Here is a 13,769-nt window from a genome sequence, read left to right as displayed (position 1 = left end):
CACGTCAGATTTGGCCATCTCAGGCTTGCGTCGCGCGGATGATGTCGATGACGGCCTTGGACTCCGGCCGCGCCTTGATGAAATTCTCGGTCTGCGGCGCCACCCGCTTCTTGAAAGCTTCGCGGTCGCATTCGGCCACCGTCACGCCCTTCTCGGTCAAAGCCGAGAGCGCCTCCTTCTCGACCGCAAGCCCATGGGCACGCGTGTCGGCCGCGGCCTTCTTCGCGGCATCGAGGAAACCCTCGCGCAGCTTCGGGTCCATGCGGTTGTACGTCATGTCGCTGAAATAGATCGCGAGCGGCGAGAAATTGTGCTGCGTCAGCGCGTAGGACTTCGACGTTTCAAAGAACTTGCTGGCCAGGATCGTCGGCGGATCATGCTCCAGGCCATCGAGCACGCCGGCCTGCAAGGCGGTGTAGATCTCGCCGAACGCCAGCGGCGTTGCGGCGGCGCCCATCAGCCGCAGGCATTCCGTGATGACGGGATTGGGCAGGGTGCGGATCTTGAGGCCAGCGAGATCCTCCGGCGTCTTCACCGGCTTCTTCGCCAGCACGCTGCGCGAGCCGAAATTATAGGCCCAGGCGATGATGCGGATGTTGCCGCCCTTGAGCAGCGCGTCCTCGATCGGCTTGGCGGCGCCGGAATCGAACGCCTTGGTCTGCTGCGGGAAGCTCGAGAACAGAAAGCCCAGGTCGAAGGTACCGACCAGCGGCACCAGATTCGCCGAGATCGACGAGCCCGACACCATGAGGTCGATGACACCGAGCTTCACCGAATTGATGACGTCGATCTCCTGGCCGAGCTGGTTGTCGGGGAAGAACGCGACCTCGACCTGCTCACCGAGGCCGTTCGACTTCAGGTTCTTGACCAGGTTGTCGTAGTAGACGCGGCCGTTGGCGAATTTGGGGTCGTTCGGCAGCGAGGAGGAGCATTTCAGCTTCAGCGTCGCAGCTTCGGCGCGGCCGATGATGGCGGGGGAGAGCGCGAGGCCGGCGGTGACCGCCGCCGATGACTTGATGAACGCGCGACGGTTCACGGGCACGATGGTCATGGTGCGGTCTCTCCCACATTATTTTTGTTCGCCGCGGTCGTTGCCGTGGCCTGTTGCGCTGACTGTATGGCCAAAGCGACGGCACAGGCAAGCGCGGCCGCCGGCCGTCATAGAGCGGCGCGAGGCGGGTACCGGCAGTCCGCAAGCGCAGCGAAACGACGACAATTTTCGGAGATTTGCGACGAGGATCGACCTGCAGCCCGGTCTGCGCAGGGGACGCTTGCGCGTGAACCCGGCATCAATCCAATTGGAGCATGGATCAATGCGCAATTCACATGGATGAACCCAGAACGATGCTCTTCAGCCTCCGCAGACACCCTGCCCCGTTTTGCCGCACGCCGAGCGTGATCCAGCGCACAGACGGACGCATGGCAGCCCCCTAGAAAAAGTGACATCATCGCGCGCATTGCCGATGGAGGTGACACCATGCGCCGTCCAGTCTTGTCGAATTTGCTTCTTGCGTCCGGCCTTCTTGCGTTCGCACAGTTGATGACACCGACGGACGCCGCCGCCGAAGCGCGGCTCGCGCTGGTGATCGGCCAATCCGCCTATCGCACGGTGCCGGAACTGCCCAACGCCGCCAACGACGCCAAGGGCATGACGGAGCTGCTCGGCAATGCCGGCTTCACTGTCACCACGGCCGCCAATCTGGCGCAGAGCGAGATGCGCGCGGCGATCTCAGATTTCGCCGGCAAGGTCAGCGCCAGTGGCGCCGATACCGTCGCGCTGGTGTTCTATGCCGGCCATGGCCTGCAGATCGACGGCGAGAACTATCTCGTCCCCGTCGATCTCGATCCCAAGCGCGAGGCCGACATTCCGCTCCAGGGCGTGCGGCTGAACGATCTGCTCAACACGCTCGGCGCGCTGCCGACGCGGGCGCGCATCTTCATGCTCGATGCCTGCCGCAACAATCCATTCCCTGCGCTCAGCGGCGCCGGCCACGGGCTCGCGATCGTCGACACCAAGGCCGGCGCGCCCGGCTCCTTCATCTCCTATTCGACCTCGCCCGGCGCCGAAGCGGAGGACGGCAACGGCCTCGACAGCCCCTACACCACGGCTGCGCTGACCATAGCCAAGCAGCCCAATCTGCCGATCGAGGACGTCTTCAAGCGTATCCGCGTCGCCGTGGCGCAAGCGACCGACGGGCGGCAGATCCCGTGGGAAAGCTCGTCGCTGACCACCGACTTCAAATTCTTCGGCGAGAGCAGCAGCCAGCTGCCTTCCCTTCCGGGCGCCTCCTCGATGGCGCTGGCCAGCGGCACCCGCAGCGTCGAGGACTGGCGCAGGGACTTGCAAGGCAAGCCGGCCAAGGTCGCCTATGAACTCGTGATCACCGACGACACGGTGCCGGCGTATCAGGCCTATATCGAGCTGTACGCTCAGGACACCCGCACGCCGCGCCTGCGCACGGTGCTCGAACGGCGCCGCCAGATGCTGGCCTGGGAGCGCGCGACCGCGATCAACACCCGCGCCTCGTTCGAGGCTTATCTCGCCAACTGGGACAACAGCGACCTCGCCGCGACTGCGCGCAGGCTGCTGCTCCGCGTGCAGAACCGCAACTATGGTCTGCCCGTTGCGGCCGCGGCGACGCCTGCCCCGATCGCCGTCGCAATGGCCCCAACCTGCCCGTGCTCGACGCCGTCGCCGCCGGCAACGCCCGTCAATCCGAGCGTCGCGCCCATCATCAAGAAGCGCGTCGACGATACGCCGCCGAAGCGCAAGGTCGTCGAGACGCCGCCCAAGCGCCGGCCTGCTCCTCCGCCCGAGGAAGTGGTCTACGAGCGCGCGCCGCCCGCCGGCCCGCCACCCGGCGCCGTGATGCAGGGCATCGGCATCGGTGTTGGGATCGGCATGGGCATGGGCATGGGCGGAGGCCGCGGCGGAGACTATCACAATAGCCGCGGCCGGTACTGAGGCCTGAGACTACCTCGTGCGATGCGGAGGACGAATTTGTCCTCCGTCATTGCGAGCGAAGCGAAGCAATCCAGACTGCCGCCGCGGTGGGATTCTGGATTGCTTCGCTTCGCTCGCAATGACGACGGACGTAGAGAAATTGCGTCTACCGCTTCCCGATACGGAAATGCTGTAGTCTTATCGGCTAACAAGCCTTTCCCGAGGACTTCAGCACGATGCCGCACGACGCCCGCGCCAAGGGATCATCGAAGCCCGCATGGCCGCTGTTTCGCTCACTCGCGTCATACTCCCTGCCCGGCGACCTCATGGCCGGGCTGACGCTGGCGGCGATCGCGATCCCCGAGCAGATGGCCACGGCGCGGCTGGGCGGCTTCGCACCACAGATCGGCTTCTTCGCGTTCATGGCGGGCTCGCTCGGCTTCGCGCTGCTCGGCGGCAACCGCTTCCTGTCCTGCGGCGCGGATTCCACGATCACGCCGATCTTCGCCGGCGGGCTTGCGGCGCTCGCGGCCACCGGTTCGCCCGAATATCAGGGGCTTGCGATCGCGCTCGCGCTGCTCGTCGGCGCGATGATGCTCGCCGGCGGCGTCTTCCGTCTCGGCGGCATCGCCAATCTCCTGTCGGTGCCGGTGACGGTCGGCTTCCTCGCCGGCATCTCGGTCCACATCATCGTGTCGCAATTGCCGGGTGTGCTCGGGCTGCGATCGCCGAGCGGGCCGATGCTCGATCGCATCGGCGTGCTGGCAAGCGAGCTCGGCCGCACCAATCCCTTCACGCTGGGCATCGGCCTCGGCGTGCTCGCCGTGGTCTTTGTCTCCGAGAGGGTCAGTGCAAAAATTCCCGGCGCGCTGATCGGGCTCGCCGGCGCGACGCTGGCCGTGGTCGCGCTCGGCCTCGAGAGCAAGGGCGTCAACGTGGTCGGCGCAGTGCCGGGCACGCTGCCGCGGCCAACCCTGCCCGACCTTGCGCCGGAGCAATGGGTGCGCCTCGTGCCGCTCGCCTTCGTGATCACCGTCGTGGTGATGGTGCAGACCGCCGCGACGACACGGTCGTTTCCGTCCGATCCCGACAAGCCTGCCGACGTCGACCGCGATTTCCTCGGCGTCGGTGCCGGCAGCGTGCTGTCCGGCCTGTTCGGCGCCTTTCCGGTCAATGCCAGTCCGCCGCGAACTGGCATCGTGGCGGAGACCGGCGGCCAATCGCAGCTCGCAGGTCTTGCCGCCGGGACAATCGTGCTGGCGCTGCTCGCATTCGGCACGGGTCTCCTGCGGCATGTTCCAGACGCGGCGCTCGGCGGCATCCTGCTGTTCGTGGCGCTGCGCATTGTCCGGGTGAAGCAGATCGTCACCATTTACCGCCAAACTCGAAGCGAATTCCTGCTGATCGTCGCCACCGCTGCACTGATCATCGTGCTGCCGATCGAGCAGGGCGCATTCCTCGGCATCATGCTGTCGCTGCTGCACGGCATCTGGAGCACGACTCGCGCGCGGCTCGTCGAGTTCGAGCGCGTGCCGGGCACCACGATCTGGTGGCCGGCGCATCCGCACATCACGGGCGAGCGCATCGCGGGCGTTGCCGTGATCGGGCTCCAGGCGCCGCTCTCGTTCCTCAACGCTCCGGGTTTTCGCAGCGACGTGGCGAAAGTGCTCGGCACAGCGACGCCGCAACTGCTGGTGCTGGAGGCCAGCGGCATGGTGGAGATCGACTTCACCGCCGCACAGATCCTGCTCGATATCTTCAAGGCCTGCCGCGAGCAGGGCGTCACGGTCGCGCTGGCGCGGCTGGAATCCGTGCGCGCGCAGGACGCGTTCGAGCGCTTCAGATTGTTCGATGCCCTGCCCCGCGAGCATGTCTTCCACAGCGTGGACGAGGCCGTGCGCAAGCTGGCGAAGTAGCGCGATCGGTGTTGGGTTGAATAGATCTGCCGTGGGCTCGGTGCACCTCTCCCGCTTGCGGGAGAGGTCGGCGCGCTCGAAGAGCGTGACGGGTGAGGGCTTTCTCCTCTAGGGGATTGTCCCGTTGCGGAGACACCCTCTCCCCAACCCTCCCCCGCAAGCGGGGGAGGGAGCGCACCGTCCTCACTGCGCGAGGATCGGATGATCCCGCTGCACTGTTTCGCGGATCCAGCTGGCGTGGATCGCGCGAAACAGGATCTGCGCGGTCTTGAGGTCGCCCGCCTTCATGCAGAGATCGACGATACGATGGACCGCGTCGTCGCGCATCAATCCATCCGAGATCTTCATCGCGATCTCCATCGCACTCTTGGCCGCGCGTTCGTAGCGCTCGCTCTCGCGCTCGGCGTTGCGCGCGGAGCCTGCGGCGCTCGCAGCCGCGGCCTCACAGATCGCGCGGATGCGCTCGGCGGCCTCGATGTCGCCGAGCGGTCCTTCGATGGCTTCGTCCCAGATGTCCTGTCGCACCTTGCGCGCGAACCAGCGCATTGCCCGCTCCCAAGTGATGGAGTGAGCATAAACGGCAGCCTTGCTGCGCGCTATGCCTCCGGCACGATCTTGCCGGGGTTGAAGATGTTGAGCGGATCGAGCGCCCGCTTCAGCGCCCGCATCGCATCGAGCGCTTCGGGGCCGAGTTCCGCCTTCAGATATTTCTGCTTACCCTGGCCGATGCCATGCTCGCCGGTGCAGGTGCCGTCCATCGCCTGCGCACGCTCGACGAGGCGATGCATGAACTCCTCGCCGCGCGCCATCTCGGCCGCGTCATTGGTGTCGCAGACCAGCGAGCAGTGGAAATTGCCGTCGCCAACATGGCCGACGATCGGCGACAGCAGGTTGAGCCGCTTGAGATCCTCCTCGGTCTCGCTGACGCAATCGGCGAGCCGCGAGATCGGCACGCAGACGTCGGTCGCGACCACGCCGATGCTGTCGCCAGGCCGCAGCGCCTTCACCGACCAATAGGCGTCGTGCCGCGCCTGCCACAGCTTGGTGCGGTCCTCGGGCTTGGTGGTCCAGGAGAATTCGCCGCCGCCGCATTCCTTCGCGATCTCGCCGAAGGCCTTCGACTGCTCGGCGACCTCGATCTCGCTGCCGTGGAATTCCATCAGCAGCAGCGGCGTCTCCGGCAGCGTCAGCTTGGAATAGGCGTTGCAGGCCTGCACCTGAGCGGCGTTGAGCAGCTCGATGCGCGCCACGGGAATGCCGGTCTGGATCGCCAGGATCACGGCCTGACACGCGCCGTGCACGCTTTCGAACGACACCGCGCCCGCCGCGATGGTCTCGGGAATGCCGCGGAGACGAATGGTGAGCTCGGAGATGATGCCGAGCGTGCCTTCGGCACCGACGAACAGATGCGTGAGGTCATAGCCCGCCGAGGATTTCTTGGCGCGCGTGCCTGTCGTGATGATCTCGCCGTCGCCACGCACCACCTTCAGCGCCAGCACGCTGTCGCGCATGGTGCCGTAGCGCACCGCATTGGTGCCAGAGGCGCGGGTCGAGGCCATGCCGCCGAGTGAAGCATCCGCGCCGGGATCGATCGGGAAGAACAGGCCCTGGTCGCGCAGATGCTCGTTCAGCGCCTTGCGGGTGACGCCGGGCTGGATCACGCAGTCGAGGTCCTCGGCATGCACCGCGAGCACCTTGTTCATGTCGCGCAGGTCGATCGAGATGCCTCCCGCGGGTGCGTTGACCTGCCCCTCGAGCGAGGTGCCGGTGCCAAAGGGGATCACGGGGACGCGGTTCTTGGCGCAGATCCGCACCACGTCCTGGATGTCGGCGGTCTCCTGCGCCATCACCACGCCATCAGGCGGCTGGTTGACGATCCACGTCGTGGTATGGCCGTGCTGTTCGCGAACGGCCTGCGAGGTGATGAGGCGGTTGCCGAAGCGTGCGGCAAGCTGTTCCAGCGCGCCTGCGAGGGCTTTCGGCTCCGGCCGCGGCGGATTATTGGTGATGATGGTGCCCACGGACATTCCTCCCGAGAGAAGGACCGTGGCAAAGGACATATAACCGGTCAAGTCAAGCGATCGGACGCATAACAGGAAGAAACATGCCGGAGACTGCCGCCTCAGCGCCCCAAGCGGAGCCGTTTCGCGCCTCGATCATGCAGATCGAGCCGCAATGGATCGACTATAACGGCCATCTCAACATGGCCTATTACAACGTGATGTTCGACCGGGCGATCGACCAGCTCTGGCTCGAGCTCGGGATGGGGCCGGCCTACATGAAGGAGCGCGGCGGCTCGAGCTTCACCGCCGAATGCCATGTGCGCTATTTGCGCGAAATCCACCTCGGAGATCCCGTGCAGATTTTCGTCTGGCTGCTGGAGGCCGACGACAAGCGGCTGCACACGTTCGAGGAGATGCGGCACGCAAGCGAAGGCTGGCTGTCGGCCACCTCGGAGAACATGTCGCTCCACATGGACATGAAAGCGCGCCGCGTTGCGCCGTTTCCGCCCGATATAAGCCAGCGTATCGCTGCGGTCACGAAGGCCCACAGCGCCGTGCCGCGACCCGAGGGCATCGGCCGGAACGTGGCGATGCCCTCGAAGCGGTGACAACTAGTCGCCGCTCGTGGTTCACCTCTCCACGGCGGGGAGAGGTGAATATCGCCGCTATATCCTGTTGCGGCCACGCGCCAAGCCAACCACGGCCGAAACCAGGAACAGAACGACCGCAATGAAGAAGATAATCTTGGCGATTTCGATCGACGCGCCGGCGATGCCGCCGAAGCCCAGGATACCGGCGATCAGTGCGATAACCAGAAACGTCACAACCCAGCCAAGCATGGTCAAACCCTCGTCTTGATATGTCTGTCTTGCGTCAGCGCGGCTGCCGCGCCACCTGCCGAGACAATCTCGACGCGGGAACGATGGTTCCGGCCCACGAAGGGGCGAAATTCGCGCAGGCATCAGGAACAAATCAGCCTGCCGCGTACGTGGAAAACCTCGTCCAGCCGCCCCATATAGGCACCAATCCCTGTTAAGAAGGCTCCCTTCCGACACCCCGCGGTGCCATCGTGGGGCCAATGATTCGCATGACCGAGCCGAGCAAGATCACCTCCCAGAGTGTGCCCGACCATAAGCCTGCGGCCGGCGGCATCGCCGCGCGTGCGCGCGCCTCGGTGGGGCCGAAATATCTGTCCGGGCTCAATCCCGAGCAGCGCGACGCCGTGGAGACCCTGGACGGCCCGGTCCTGGTGCTGGCCGGCGCCGGCACCGGCAAGACGCGTGTGCTGACCACACGGATCGCCCACATCCTGAGCCAGGGCCGCGCCCGCCCCGCCGAGATCCTGTCGGTGACCTTCACCAACAAGGCCGCGCGCGAGATGAAGCACCGGCTCGGCCAGATGCTCGGGCATGCCGTAGAGGGCATGCCGTGGCTCGGCACATTTCACTCCATCGGCGGGCGCATCCTGCGTGTCCATGCCGAGCTGGCGCAGCTCAAGTCGAACTTCACCGTGCTCGATGTTGACGACCAGGTCCGGCTGCTCAAGCAGTTGCTCCAGGCCGACAACATCGACGACAAGCGCTGGCCGGCGCGCATGCTGGCCGGCCTGATCGACGGCTGGAAGAACCGCGGCCTGATGCCGTCGCAGGTGCCGTCAGGCGAGGCCGCTGTCTTCGCCAACGGCAAGGGCGGCAAGCTCTATGCGAGCTATCAGGAGCGGCTGAAGATCCTGAACGCCGCCGATTTCGGCGATCTCCTGCTGGAGAACATCCGCATCTTCCGCGAGCACCCGGATATTCTCAGGCAGTACCAGCAGCGTTTCAAATTCATCCTGGTCGACGAATATCAGGACACCAACGTCGCGCAATATCTGTGGCTGCGGCTGCTGTCGCAGGCGCCGGCGTCTCCATCCTTCGCCTCTCCCCGCTTGCGGGGAGAGGCCGACGCGCAAAGCGCGGCGGGTGAGGGGGACTCTGCAAGCACCGAGCTCGTGGAGACTCCCCCTCACCCCGACGCTCTCAGTACGAGCGAAGCTCGTCACGCCCCCGCAAGCGGGGCGAGGGAGCAGAAAGGCCCCACCAAAAACATCTGCTGCGTCGGCGACGACGATCAGTCGATCTATGGCTGGCGCGGCGCCGAGGTCGACAACATCCTGCGCTTCGATCACGATTTTCCGGGTGCCAAGGTGATCCGCCTCGAGCGCAACTACCGCTCGACCGGGCACATCCTCGCCGCCGCCTCGCACTTGATCGCGCACAACGAAGGCCGGCTCGGCAAGACGCTGCGCACCGAAGACCAGGACGGCGAGAAGGTCACGGTGACGGGCTCGTGGGATTCGGAAGAGGAAGCCCGCGGCATCGGCGAGGAGATCGAGCAGCTCCAGCGCCAGGGCGAGAAGCTCAACGAGATCGCGATCCTGGTGCGCGCCTCTTACCAGATGCGCGAATTCGAAGACCGTTTCGTCACGCTCGGCCTGCCCTATCGCGTCATCGGCGGTCCGCGCTTCTACGAACGCGCCGAGATCCGCGACGCGCTGGCCTATTTGCGCGTCATCAACTCACCCGCCGACGACCTCGCCTTCGAGCGCATCGTCAACACGCCGAAGCGCGGGCTTGGCGATGCCACCGTGCAGATGCTGCACGACCACGCCCGCAAGCGCCGCATTCCCTTGTTCGAGGCGGCGCGCGCCGTGGTCGAGACCGACGAATTGAAGCCGAAGGCGCGCGGATCCCTGCGCGATCTCGTCGCCCAATTCGACCGCTGGCGCGTCCAGCGCGAGGTGACAGCGCACACCGATCTGGCCCAGATCGTGCTCGACGAGAGCGGCTATACCGAGATGTGGCAGAAGGACCGTTCGGCGGACGCCGCGGGCCGGCTGGAGAACCTGAAGGAGCTGGTGCGGTCGATGGAGGAATTCGAGAACCTGCAGGGGTTCCTCGAGCACATCTCATTGGTGATGGACCGCGACGGCGGCGCCGAGGACGACGCGGTGTCGCTGATGACGCTGCACTCGGCCAAGGGGCTCGAATTCGACAACGTGTTCCTGCCGGGCTGGGAGGAAGGCCTGTTCCCGAGCCAACGCACACTGGACGAGCAGGGCCGCGCGGGACTGGAAGAAGAGCGCCGGCTCGGCCATGTCGGTCTCACACGCGCCCGTCGCCGCGCGAAAATCTATTTTGCGACCAACCGTCGGATCCATGGCACCTGGTCGACCACGATCCCGTCGCGCTTCCTGGATGAATTGCCGGCGGCCAATGTCGAGATCACGGAATCCAAGGGCGGCTCGGCCTGGGGCGGCACCGGCGGCTATGGCGCCTCGCGCTTCGACGACATGGAGGCGTTCGGCTCCAGCTACACGACGCCGGGCTGGCAACGGGCGCAGGCAAACCGCAACCGCGGCGGTCAAGGCGGCCGCAACAGCGGCGGCCGCGGCGGTTTCGAGGAAGAGGCCGCATCGTTCTCGTCATCCGGACCGGATTTCGGCAGCTTCTCCTCGCGCCGCCGCGGTCCCCTGACCATCGAAGGCGAGCTGGTCGCCAAATCGACCGGCACGACCTCGGAATTCGCGCTCTCCGACCGCGTCTTCCACCAGAAATTCGGCTACGGCCGCGTCACCAAGATCGACGGCAACAAGCTCACCATCGCCTTCGACAAGGCCGGCGAGAAGAAGGTCGTGGACAGCTTTGTGCAACGGGCGTGATGGCTGAGTACGTCGCCATCATTGAAGACGCCGGCTCGGACGACGCCGTGAGCGTGTGGTTTCCCGACCTGCCCGGGTGCATTTCCGGCGGCGACGACGTCGACGAGGCCCTGGAGAATGCGCCCGAAGCGCTCGCATTCTATGCACAGGAACTGATCGCGGACGGCCGGCAGCTTCCCGTGCCCAGGACATTGGACGAGCTCAAGGCCGATCCCGAAGTGGCCGACGACCTCAGGAACCATACGGTCGCCCTGATCGAATGGCCGCCCCTCGCCGAGTCCACCGAGTGAGGACTGTTCGCCGCACTCGCCGGACCTTCGACAGTTCTCCTCCGAACAGCCCTTGACCACCGCGAACTTCCCCGTATCAGATGCACCCATGGTCCGGGGCTCCATCACACTGATCGTGCTTGCATTGGGGATGCCGTCGCTTGCGGCGGCGGAGACCATGAGCTTTGGCGATTCGATCGGAAAGCTGGCGGCGAGCTGCGGCGCGGAAATCGTCGCCAATTGCCGCGGCGTCAATCCGGACTCGACGCGGCTGAAGGAGTGCCTGTCGCGCAATAGGGACGTGCTGTCCCCGCAGTGCCAGAGCGACTATCTCGGCGTCTTCGACGCGATCCAGAAGCGCGTCGCCGCGCGCGTCACCGTGGCGAATGCCTGCCAGCGCGAGATCGTCAAGGTCTGCGGCGGCTCGACCAAGGAGACCAGCAAGTCGATCCCCTGCCTGATCTCGACGCCCAAGGGCATCAGCAACAACTGCCTGAAGGCCGTCGACGACGCGGGGTATCGCTGATGCGCGGGAGCAGAATCGCCATCGCGCTCGGCCTCGCCTTGCTCGCTGGCACAGCGCGCGCACAGACGGCAGCGCCGACCCGCGACGACATCGTCGGCAAGCTCAACCATTTCGAGGAAGCCGCCGAGATCGATCTTCCCGCGCTGAAGCAGCAGGTGATGGAACGCGCCAAGGCCAGGATCAAGAATGATCCGGGTCCGGTGAACCGGCCACTGATCGCGCCCGATCTCGCCAAGCTACCCGCCTTCAACGCGCAGATTCAGTTCGACGCCGACACGCCCATCATCCAGCCGTCATCTTACCGGACCGTCGGCCGCATCGCGGATGCGCTGGTTCATTCCTCGCTGCTGCCCTACACCTTCCTGATCGTCGGCCATGTCGAGTCCAGTTCGAAGACGCGCGAGGCCAATGCGATCCTGAGCCAGCGGCGCGCGGACGCGATCCGCGACGTGCTGGTGAACACGTTCAAGATCTCGACCAAGCGGCTGCATCCGATCGGCCTCGGCGAGGAGCAGTTTCTCGACCGGGCCAAGCCGACTTCGGCCGTCAACGGCCAGTTGCAGATCCTGACCTATGCCAAGCTGCCGGAGGAGCCGGCGCATCCGGCTGCGGCACCTGCGCCTGCGGCGAAAAAGCCCGCCAAGAAGCGCTGAGCGCGCGCGTCCTGGCTTTCAGCGGAACCCCTTGAAGTCCTGACCGTTTTGTGACCTGTCCCACGGCGCAACAGCACGGTTTCGCGCGACAATAGCACCGGTTTGTGCACCGCCCTATCAGGTGCTATAGGCTTTTTTCGTCCTTCCCCGACCCCATGCTGAACGAGAGCGAGATGGCTGGCTATTTTCAACGCCAACTGGCCGATTACGTCGAATATCATCGCGATCCCTGGAACTGCGCGATGCATGTGGTCGGCATCCTCCTGCTCTTCACCGGCGCCGTGCTTCCGCTGACGCTCGTGCATTTCCCTGTCTTCGGGATCGAGGTGAGTCTGGCGGTGATTTTGGCGCTGCCGGTGCTGGTGTACTGGCTGATGCTGGACGCCGGGATCGGGCTCGGCATCCTCGCCGCGATGATCGTGCTGCTATCGGTCGCAACCGCGATCAGCAATCAGGTCTCGATCGTCATGATGTGGTCGATTTTTGCGGTGCTGATCGGGATCGGCGTCGCGTCGCAGATCGTCGGTCACAAGGTTTTTGAGGAACGGCAGCCGTCGATGGTCGACCATCCCACGCATTTCCTGCTCGGACCGATGTTCGTCATGGCTAAATTGTTCATTGCACTGGGCTTCCGTCGCGACCTTGCCGCGATTCTGGCGCCTCTTCCGGCCAATTCCCTTTCGACTCGATAACTTCCAGAAGCGAAACAGCAAACCGTCTTCATGGCTCTCGTACTGGTTACCGGTGGCAGCGGCTTCATCGGACATCATCTCGTAGAAGCGCTCCGCGCCAGTGGGCAGCGGGTGCGCGTTCTCGATGTTCGTCCGCCGGCTGCGGAGAACGCCGACGTTGAATATGCCCATGGCTCGGTGCTGGACCGCGATGTGGTCGACACCGCGCTGGGCGGCGTCGATCAGGTCTATCACCTCGCCGGCCTGCCCGGAATGTGGGTCGCCAACAAGCAGGACTTTCACGACGTCAATTGCCGCGGCACCGAAATCGTGCTCGCGGCCGCAATGAAGCGCGGCGTGTCGCGCTTCCTGCACTGTTCGACGGAATCGATCCTGTTTCCCTACACCGACCTCAACGGTGTTCCCGCGGAAGAGGCGCTGCAACCGGCCGACGCGATGCCCGGCGGCTATACGCGCTCGAAGTCGCTCGCCGAGCACTGCGCCGCGAAGGCCGCGGCCAGCGGCTTTCCGCTCGTGATCGGCACGCCGACCATGCCGATCGGCGCCGCCGACCACAATCTGACGCCGCCGACCGCGATGCTCTGGTACTTCCTCCAGAAGAAGGTGCAGCCGCATCTCAACTTCCTGGTCAACCTCGTCGACGTCCGCGACGTCGCCATGGGCCTCGTGCTGACCATGGAGCGTGGCCGTCTCGGCCAACGCTACATTCTCGGCGGCGACTGCGTCCCGCTCGGCCGCATCCTGCGGATGATGTCGGCGATGAGCGGCCGACGGCAGTTTCCGGTCGTCGTGCCCGGCAGGATCGCCGAGCTCTCCGCGATCATGCTCGAATCAATCGCCGATCACATCACCCACCGGGCGCCGAACGGCACCGCCGAGGGCGTGCGCATTGCGCTGGCCGCGAGCGACCTCTCGATCGGCAAGGCGCGCACCGAGCTCGGCTATTCGCCGCGTCCGATCGAGCCGGTGCTGCGCGAAACCATCACCCATCTGCTCGCACGTAACGGCCAGCCGGTCTCCGGCACCATCGAGCATCACGCGCTCTCTTCGCGCGCGAGCTGAGCTC

The 13,769-nt window shown here is 65.4% G+C and carries 13 protein-coding genes; 9 read left to right on the top strand and 4 right to left on the bottom strand.

The genetic code is table 11. The features are described 5' to 3' along the window. Positions 1-19 precede the first annotated feature (19 nt). Positions 20-1,051: a TRAP transporter substrate-binding protein gene (locus tag NLM27_RS02055; protein WP_254141754.1), complete on the bottom strand. Its 1,032-nt coding sequence runs from the start codon at positions 1,049-1,051 to the stop codon at positions 20-22. A gap of 426 nt (positions 1,052-1,477) precedes the next feature. On the opposite strand from NLM27_RS02055, the gene NLM27_RS02050 reads away from it, so the two are divergent. Both NLM27_RS02050 and NLM27_RS02045 read left to right on the top strand, forming a co-directional pair. Continuing rightward, positions 1,478-2,965, top strand: coding sequence for a caspase family protein (locus NLM27_RS02050; RefSeq protein ID WP_254141753.1), 1,488 nt, complete (start codon positions 1,478-1,480; stop codon positions 2,963-2,965). Positions 2,966-3,180: 215 nt separating this feature from the next. Beyond that, the gene (locus NLM27_RS02045; protein WP_254141752.1) at positions 3,181-4,860 is read left to right on the top strand and encodes a SulP family inorganic anion transporter; all 1,680 of its coding nucleotides are present in this window, start codon (positions 3,181-3,183) and stop codon (positions 4,858-4,860) included. Between the two features lie 183 nt (positions 4,861-5,043). Here the strand turns inward: NLM27_RS02045 and NLM27_RS02040 are convergent, their stop codons facing one another. Both NLM27_RS02040 and NLM27_RS02035 read right to left on the bottom strand, forming a co-directional pair. Then, entirely contained in the window at positions 5,044-5,406 is a 363-nt protein-coding gene (locus NLM27_RS02040; RefSeq protein ID WP_254141751.1) for a hypothetical protein, read from the bottom strand. Between the two features lie 50 nt (positions 5,407-5,456). Then, on the bottom strand, positions 5,457-6,881 hold the full coding sequence (locus NLM27_RS02035) for an FAD-binding oxidoreductase (protein ID WP_254141750.1): 1,425 nt from the start codon (positions 6,879-6,881) through the stop codon (positions 5,457-5,459). Between the two features lie 83 nt (positions 6,882-6,964). On the opposite strand from NLM27_RS02035, the gene NLM27_RS02030 reads away from it, so the two are divergent. Continuing rightward, a complete protein-coding gene (locus NLM27_RS02030) occupies positions 6,965-7,471 on the top strand; it encodes a thioesterase family protein (protein WP_254141749.1) in 507 nt (168 codons plus the stop codon). A 57-nt stretch (positions 7,472-7,528) separates the two neighbouring features. On the opposite strand, the gene NLM27_RS02025 is transcribed toward NLM27_RS02030, so the two are convergent. Continuing rightward, on the bottom strand, positions 7,529-7,702 hold the full coding sequence (locus tag NLM27_RS02025; RefSeq protein WP_008556598.1) for a DUF1328 domain-containing protein: 174 nt from the start codon (positions 7,700-7,702) through the stop codon (positions 7,529-7,531). 239 nt (positions 7,703-7,941) lie between these two features. Here NLM27_RS02025 and NLM27_RS02020 point away from each other — a divergent pair, with 239 nt between their 5' ends. From NLM27_RS02020 to NLM27_RS01995, 6 genes are all read left to right on the top strand, one after another. Then, complete coding sequence (locus tag NLM27_RS02020; RefSeq protein WP_254141748.1) at positions 7,942-10,563, top strand: ATP-dependent helicase; 2,622 nt, start codon at positions 7,942-7,944, stop codon at positions 10,561-10,563. Continuing rightward, positions 10,563-10,853, top strand: a complete 291-nt coding sequence (locus tag NLM27_RS02015; RefSeq protein WP_254141747.1) for a type II toxin-antitoxin system HicB family antitoxin — start codon at positions 10,563-10,565, stop codon at positions 10,851-10,853. The genes NLM27_RS02020 and NLM27_RS02015 overlap by 1 nt, the downstream gene beginning before the upstream one ends. An 88-nt stretch (positions 10,854-10,941) precedes the next feature. Beyond that, positions 10,942-11,358 carry a hypothetical protein gene (locus NLM27_RS02010; protein WP_254141746.1) on the top strand — a complete coding sequence of 139 codons (417 nt, stop codon included), beginning with the start codon at positions 10,942-10,944 and terminating at the stop codon, positions 11,356-11,358. Next, positions 11,358-12,011 (top strand): OmpA family protein, encoded by a 654-nt coding sequence (locus NLM27_RS02005; RefSeq protein ID WP_254141745.1) that lies wholly within the window; start codon positions 11,358-11,360, stop codon positions 12,009-12,011. Before NLM27_RS02010 ends, NLM27_RS02005 begins: the two co-directional genes overlap by 1 nt. Positions 12,012-12,166: 155 nt before the next feature. Then, the gene (locus NLM27_RS02000) at positions 12,167-12,703 is read left to right on the top strand and encodes an Mpo1-like protein (protein ID WP_309144728.1); all 537 of its coding nucleotides are present in this window, start codon (positions 12,167-12,169) and stop codon (positions 12,701-12,703) included. 30 nt (positions 12,704-12,733) lie between these two features. Next, positions 12,734-13,765, top strand: coding sequence for an NAD-dependent epimerase/dehydratase family protein (locus NLM27_RS01995; protein WP_254141743.1), 1,032 nt, complete (start codon positions 12,734-12,736; stop codon positions 13,763-13,765). The last annotated feature ends 4 nt before the right edge of the window (positions 13,766-13,769 follow it).

Source organism: Bradyrhizobium sp. CCGB12 (assembly GCF_024199845.1).
In the GTDB taxonomy this organism is placed as follows: domain Bacteria; phylum Pseudomonadota; class Alphaproteobacteria; order Rhizobiales; family Xanthobacteraceae; genus Bradyrhizobium.
The sequence above is the reverse complement of the archived record's forward strand: the minus strand, read 5'-3'. Positions and strand labels throughout refer to the sequence as shown.

Bases quoted from the DNA above. Each gene is read 5' to 3' on its own strand.
- NLM27_RS02040 (WP_254141751.1), bottom strand. From the start codon at position 5,406: ATGCGCTGGTTCGCGCGCAAGGTGCGACAGGACATCTGGGACGAAGCC.
- NLM27_RS02030 (WP_254141749.1), top strand. From the start codon at position 6,965: ATGCCGGAGACTGCCGCCTCAGCGCCCCAAGCGGAGCCGTTTCGCGCC.
- NLM27_RS02015 (WP_254141747.1), top strand. From the start codon at position 10,563: ATGGCTGAGTACGTCGCCATCATTGAAGACGCCGGCTCGGACGACGCC.
- NLM27_RS01995 (WP_254141743.1), top strand. From the start codon at position 12,734: ATGGCTCTCGTACTGGTTACCGGTGGCAGCGGCTTCATCGGACATCAT.
- NLM27_RS02010 (WP_254141746.1), top strand. From the start codon at position 10,942: ATGGTCCGGGGCTCCATCACACTGATCGTGCTTGCATTGGGGATGCCG.
- NLM27_RS02055 (WP_254141754.1), bottom strand. From the start codon at position 1,051: ATGACCATCGTGCCCGTGAACCGTCGCGCGTTCATCAAGTCATCGGCG.
- NLM27_RS02005 (WP_254141745.1), top strand. From the start codon at position 11,358: ATGCGCGGGAGCAGAATCGCCATCGCGCTCGGCCTCGCCTTGCTCGCT.
- NLM27_RS02045 (WP_254141752.1), top strand. From the start codon at position 3,181: ATGCCGCACGACGCCCGCGCCAAGGGATCATCGAAGCCCGCATGGCCG.
- NLM27_RS02025 (WP_008556598.1), bottom strand. From the start codon at position 7,702: ATGCTTGGCTGGGTTGTGACGTTTCTGGTTATCGCACTGATCGCCGGT.
- NLM27_RS02020 (WP_254141748.1), top strand. From the start codon at position 7,942: ATGATTCGCATGACCGAGCCGAGCAAGATCACCTCCCAGAGTGTGCCC.
- NLM27_RS02000 (WP_309144728.1), top strand. From the start codon at position 12,167: ATGCTGAACGAGAGCGAGATGGCTGGCTATTTTCAACGCCAACTGGCC.
- NLM27_RS02050 (WP_254141753.1), top strand. From the start codon at position 1,478: ATGCGCCGTCCAGTCTTGTCGAATTTGCTTCTTGCGTCCGGCCTTCTT.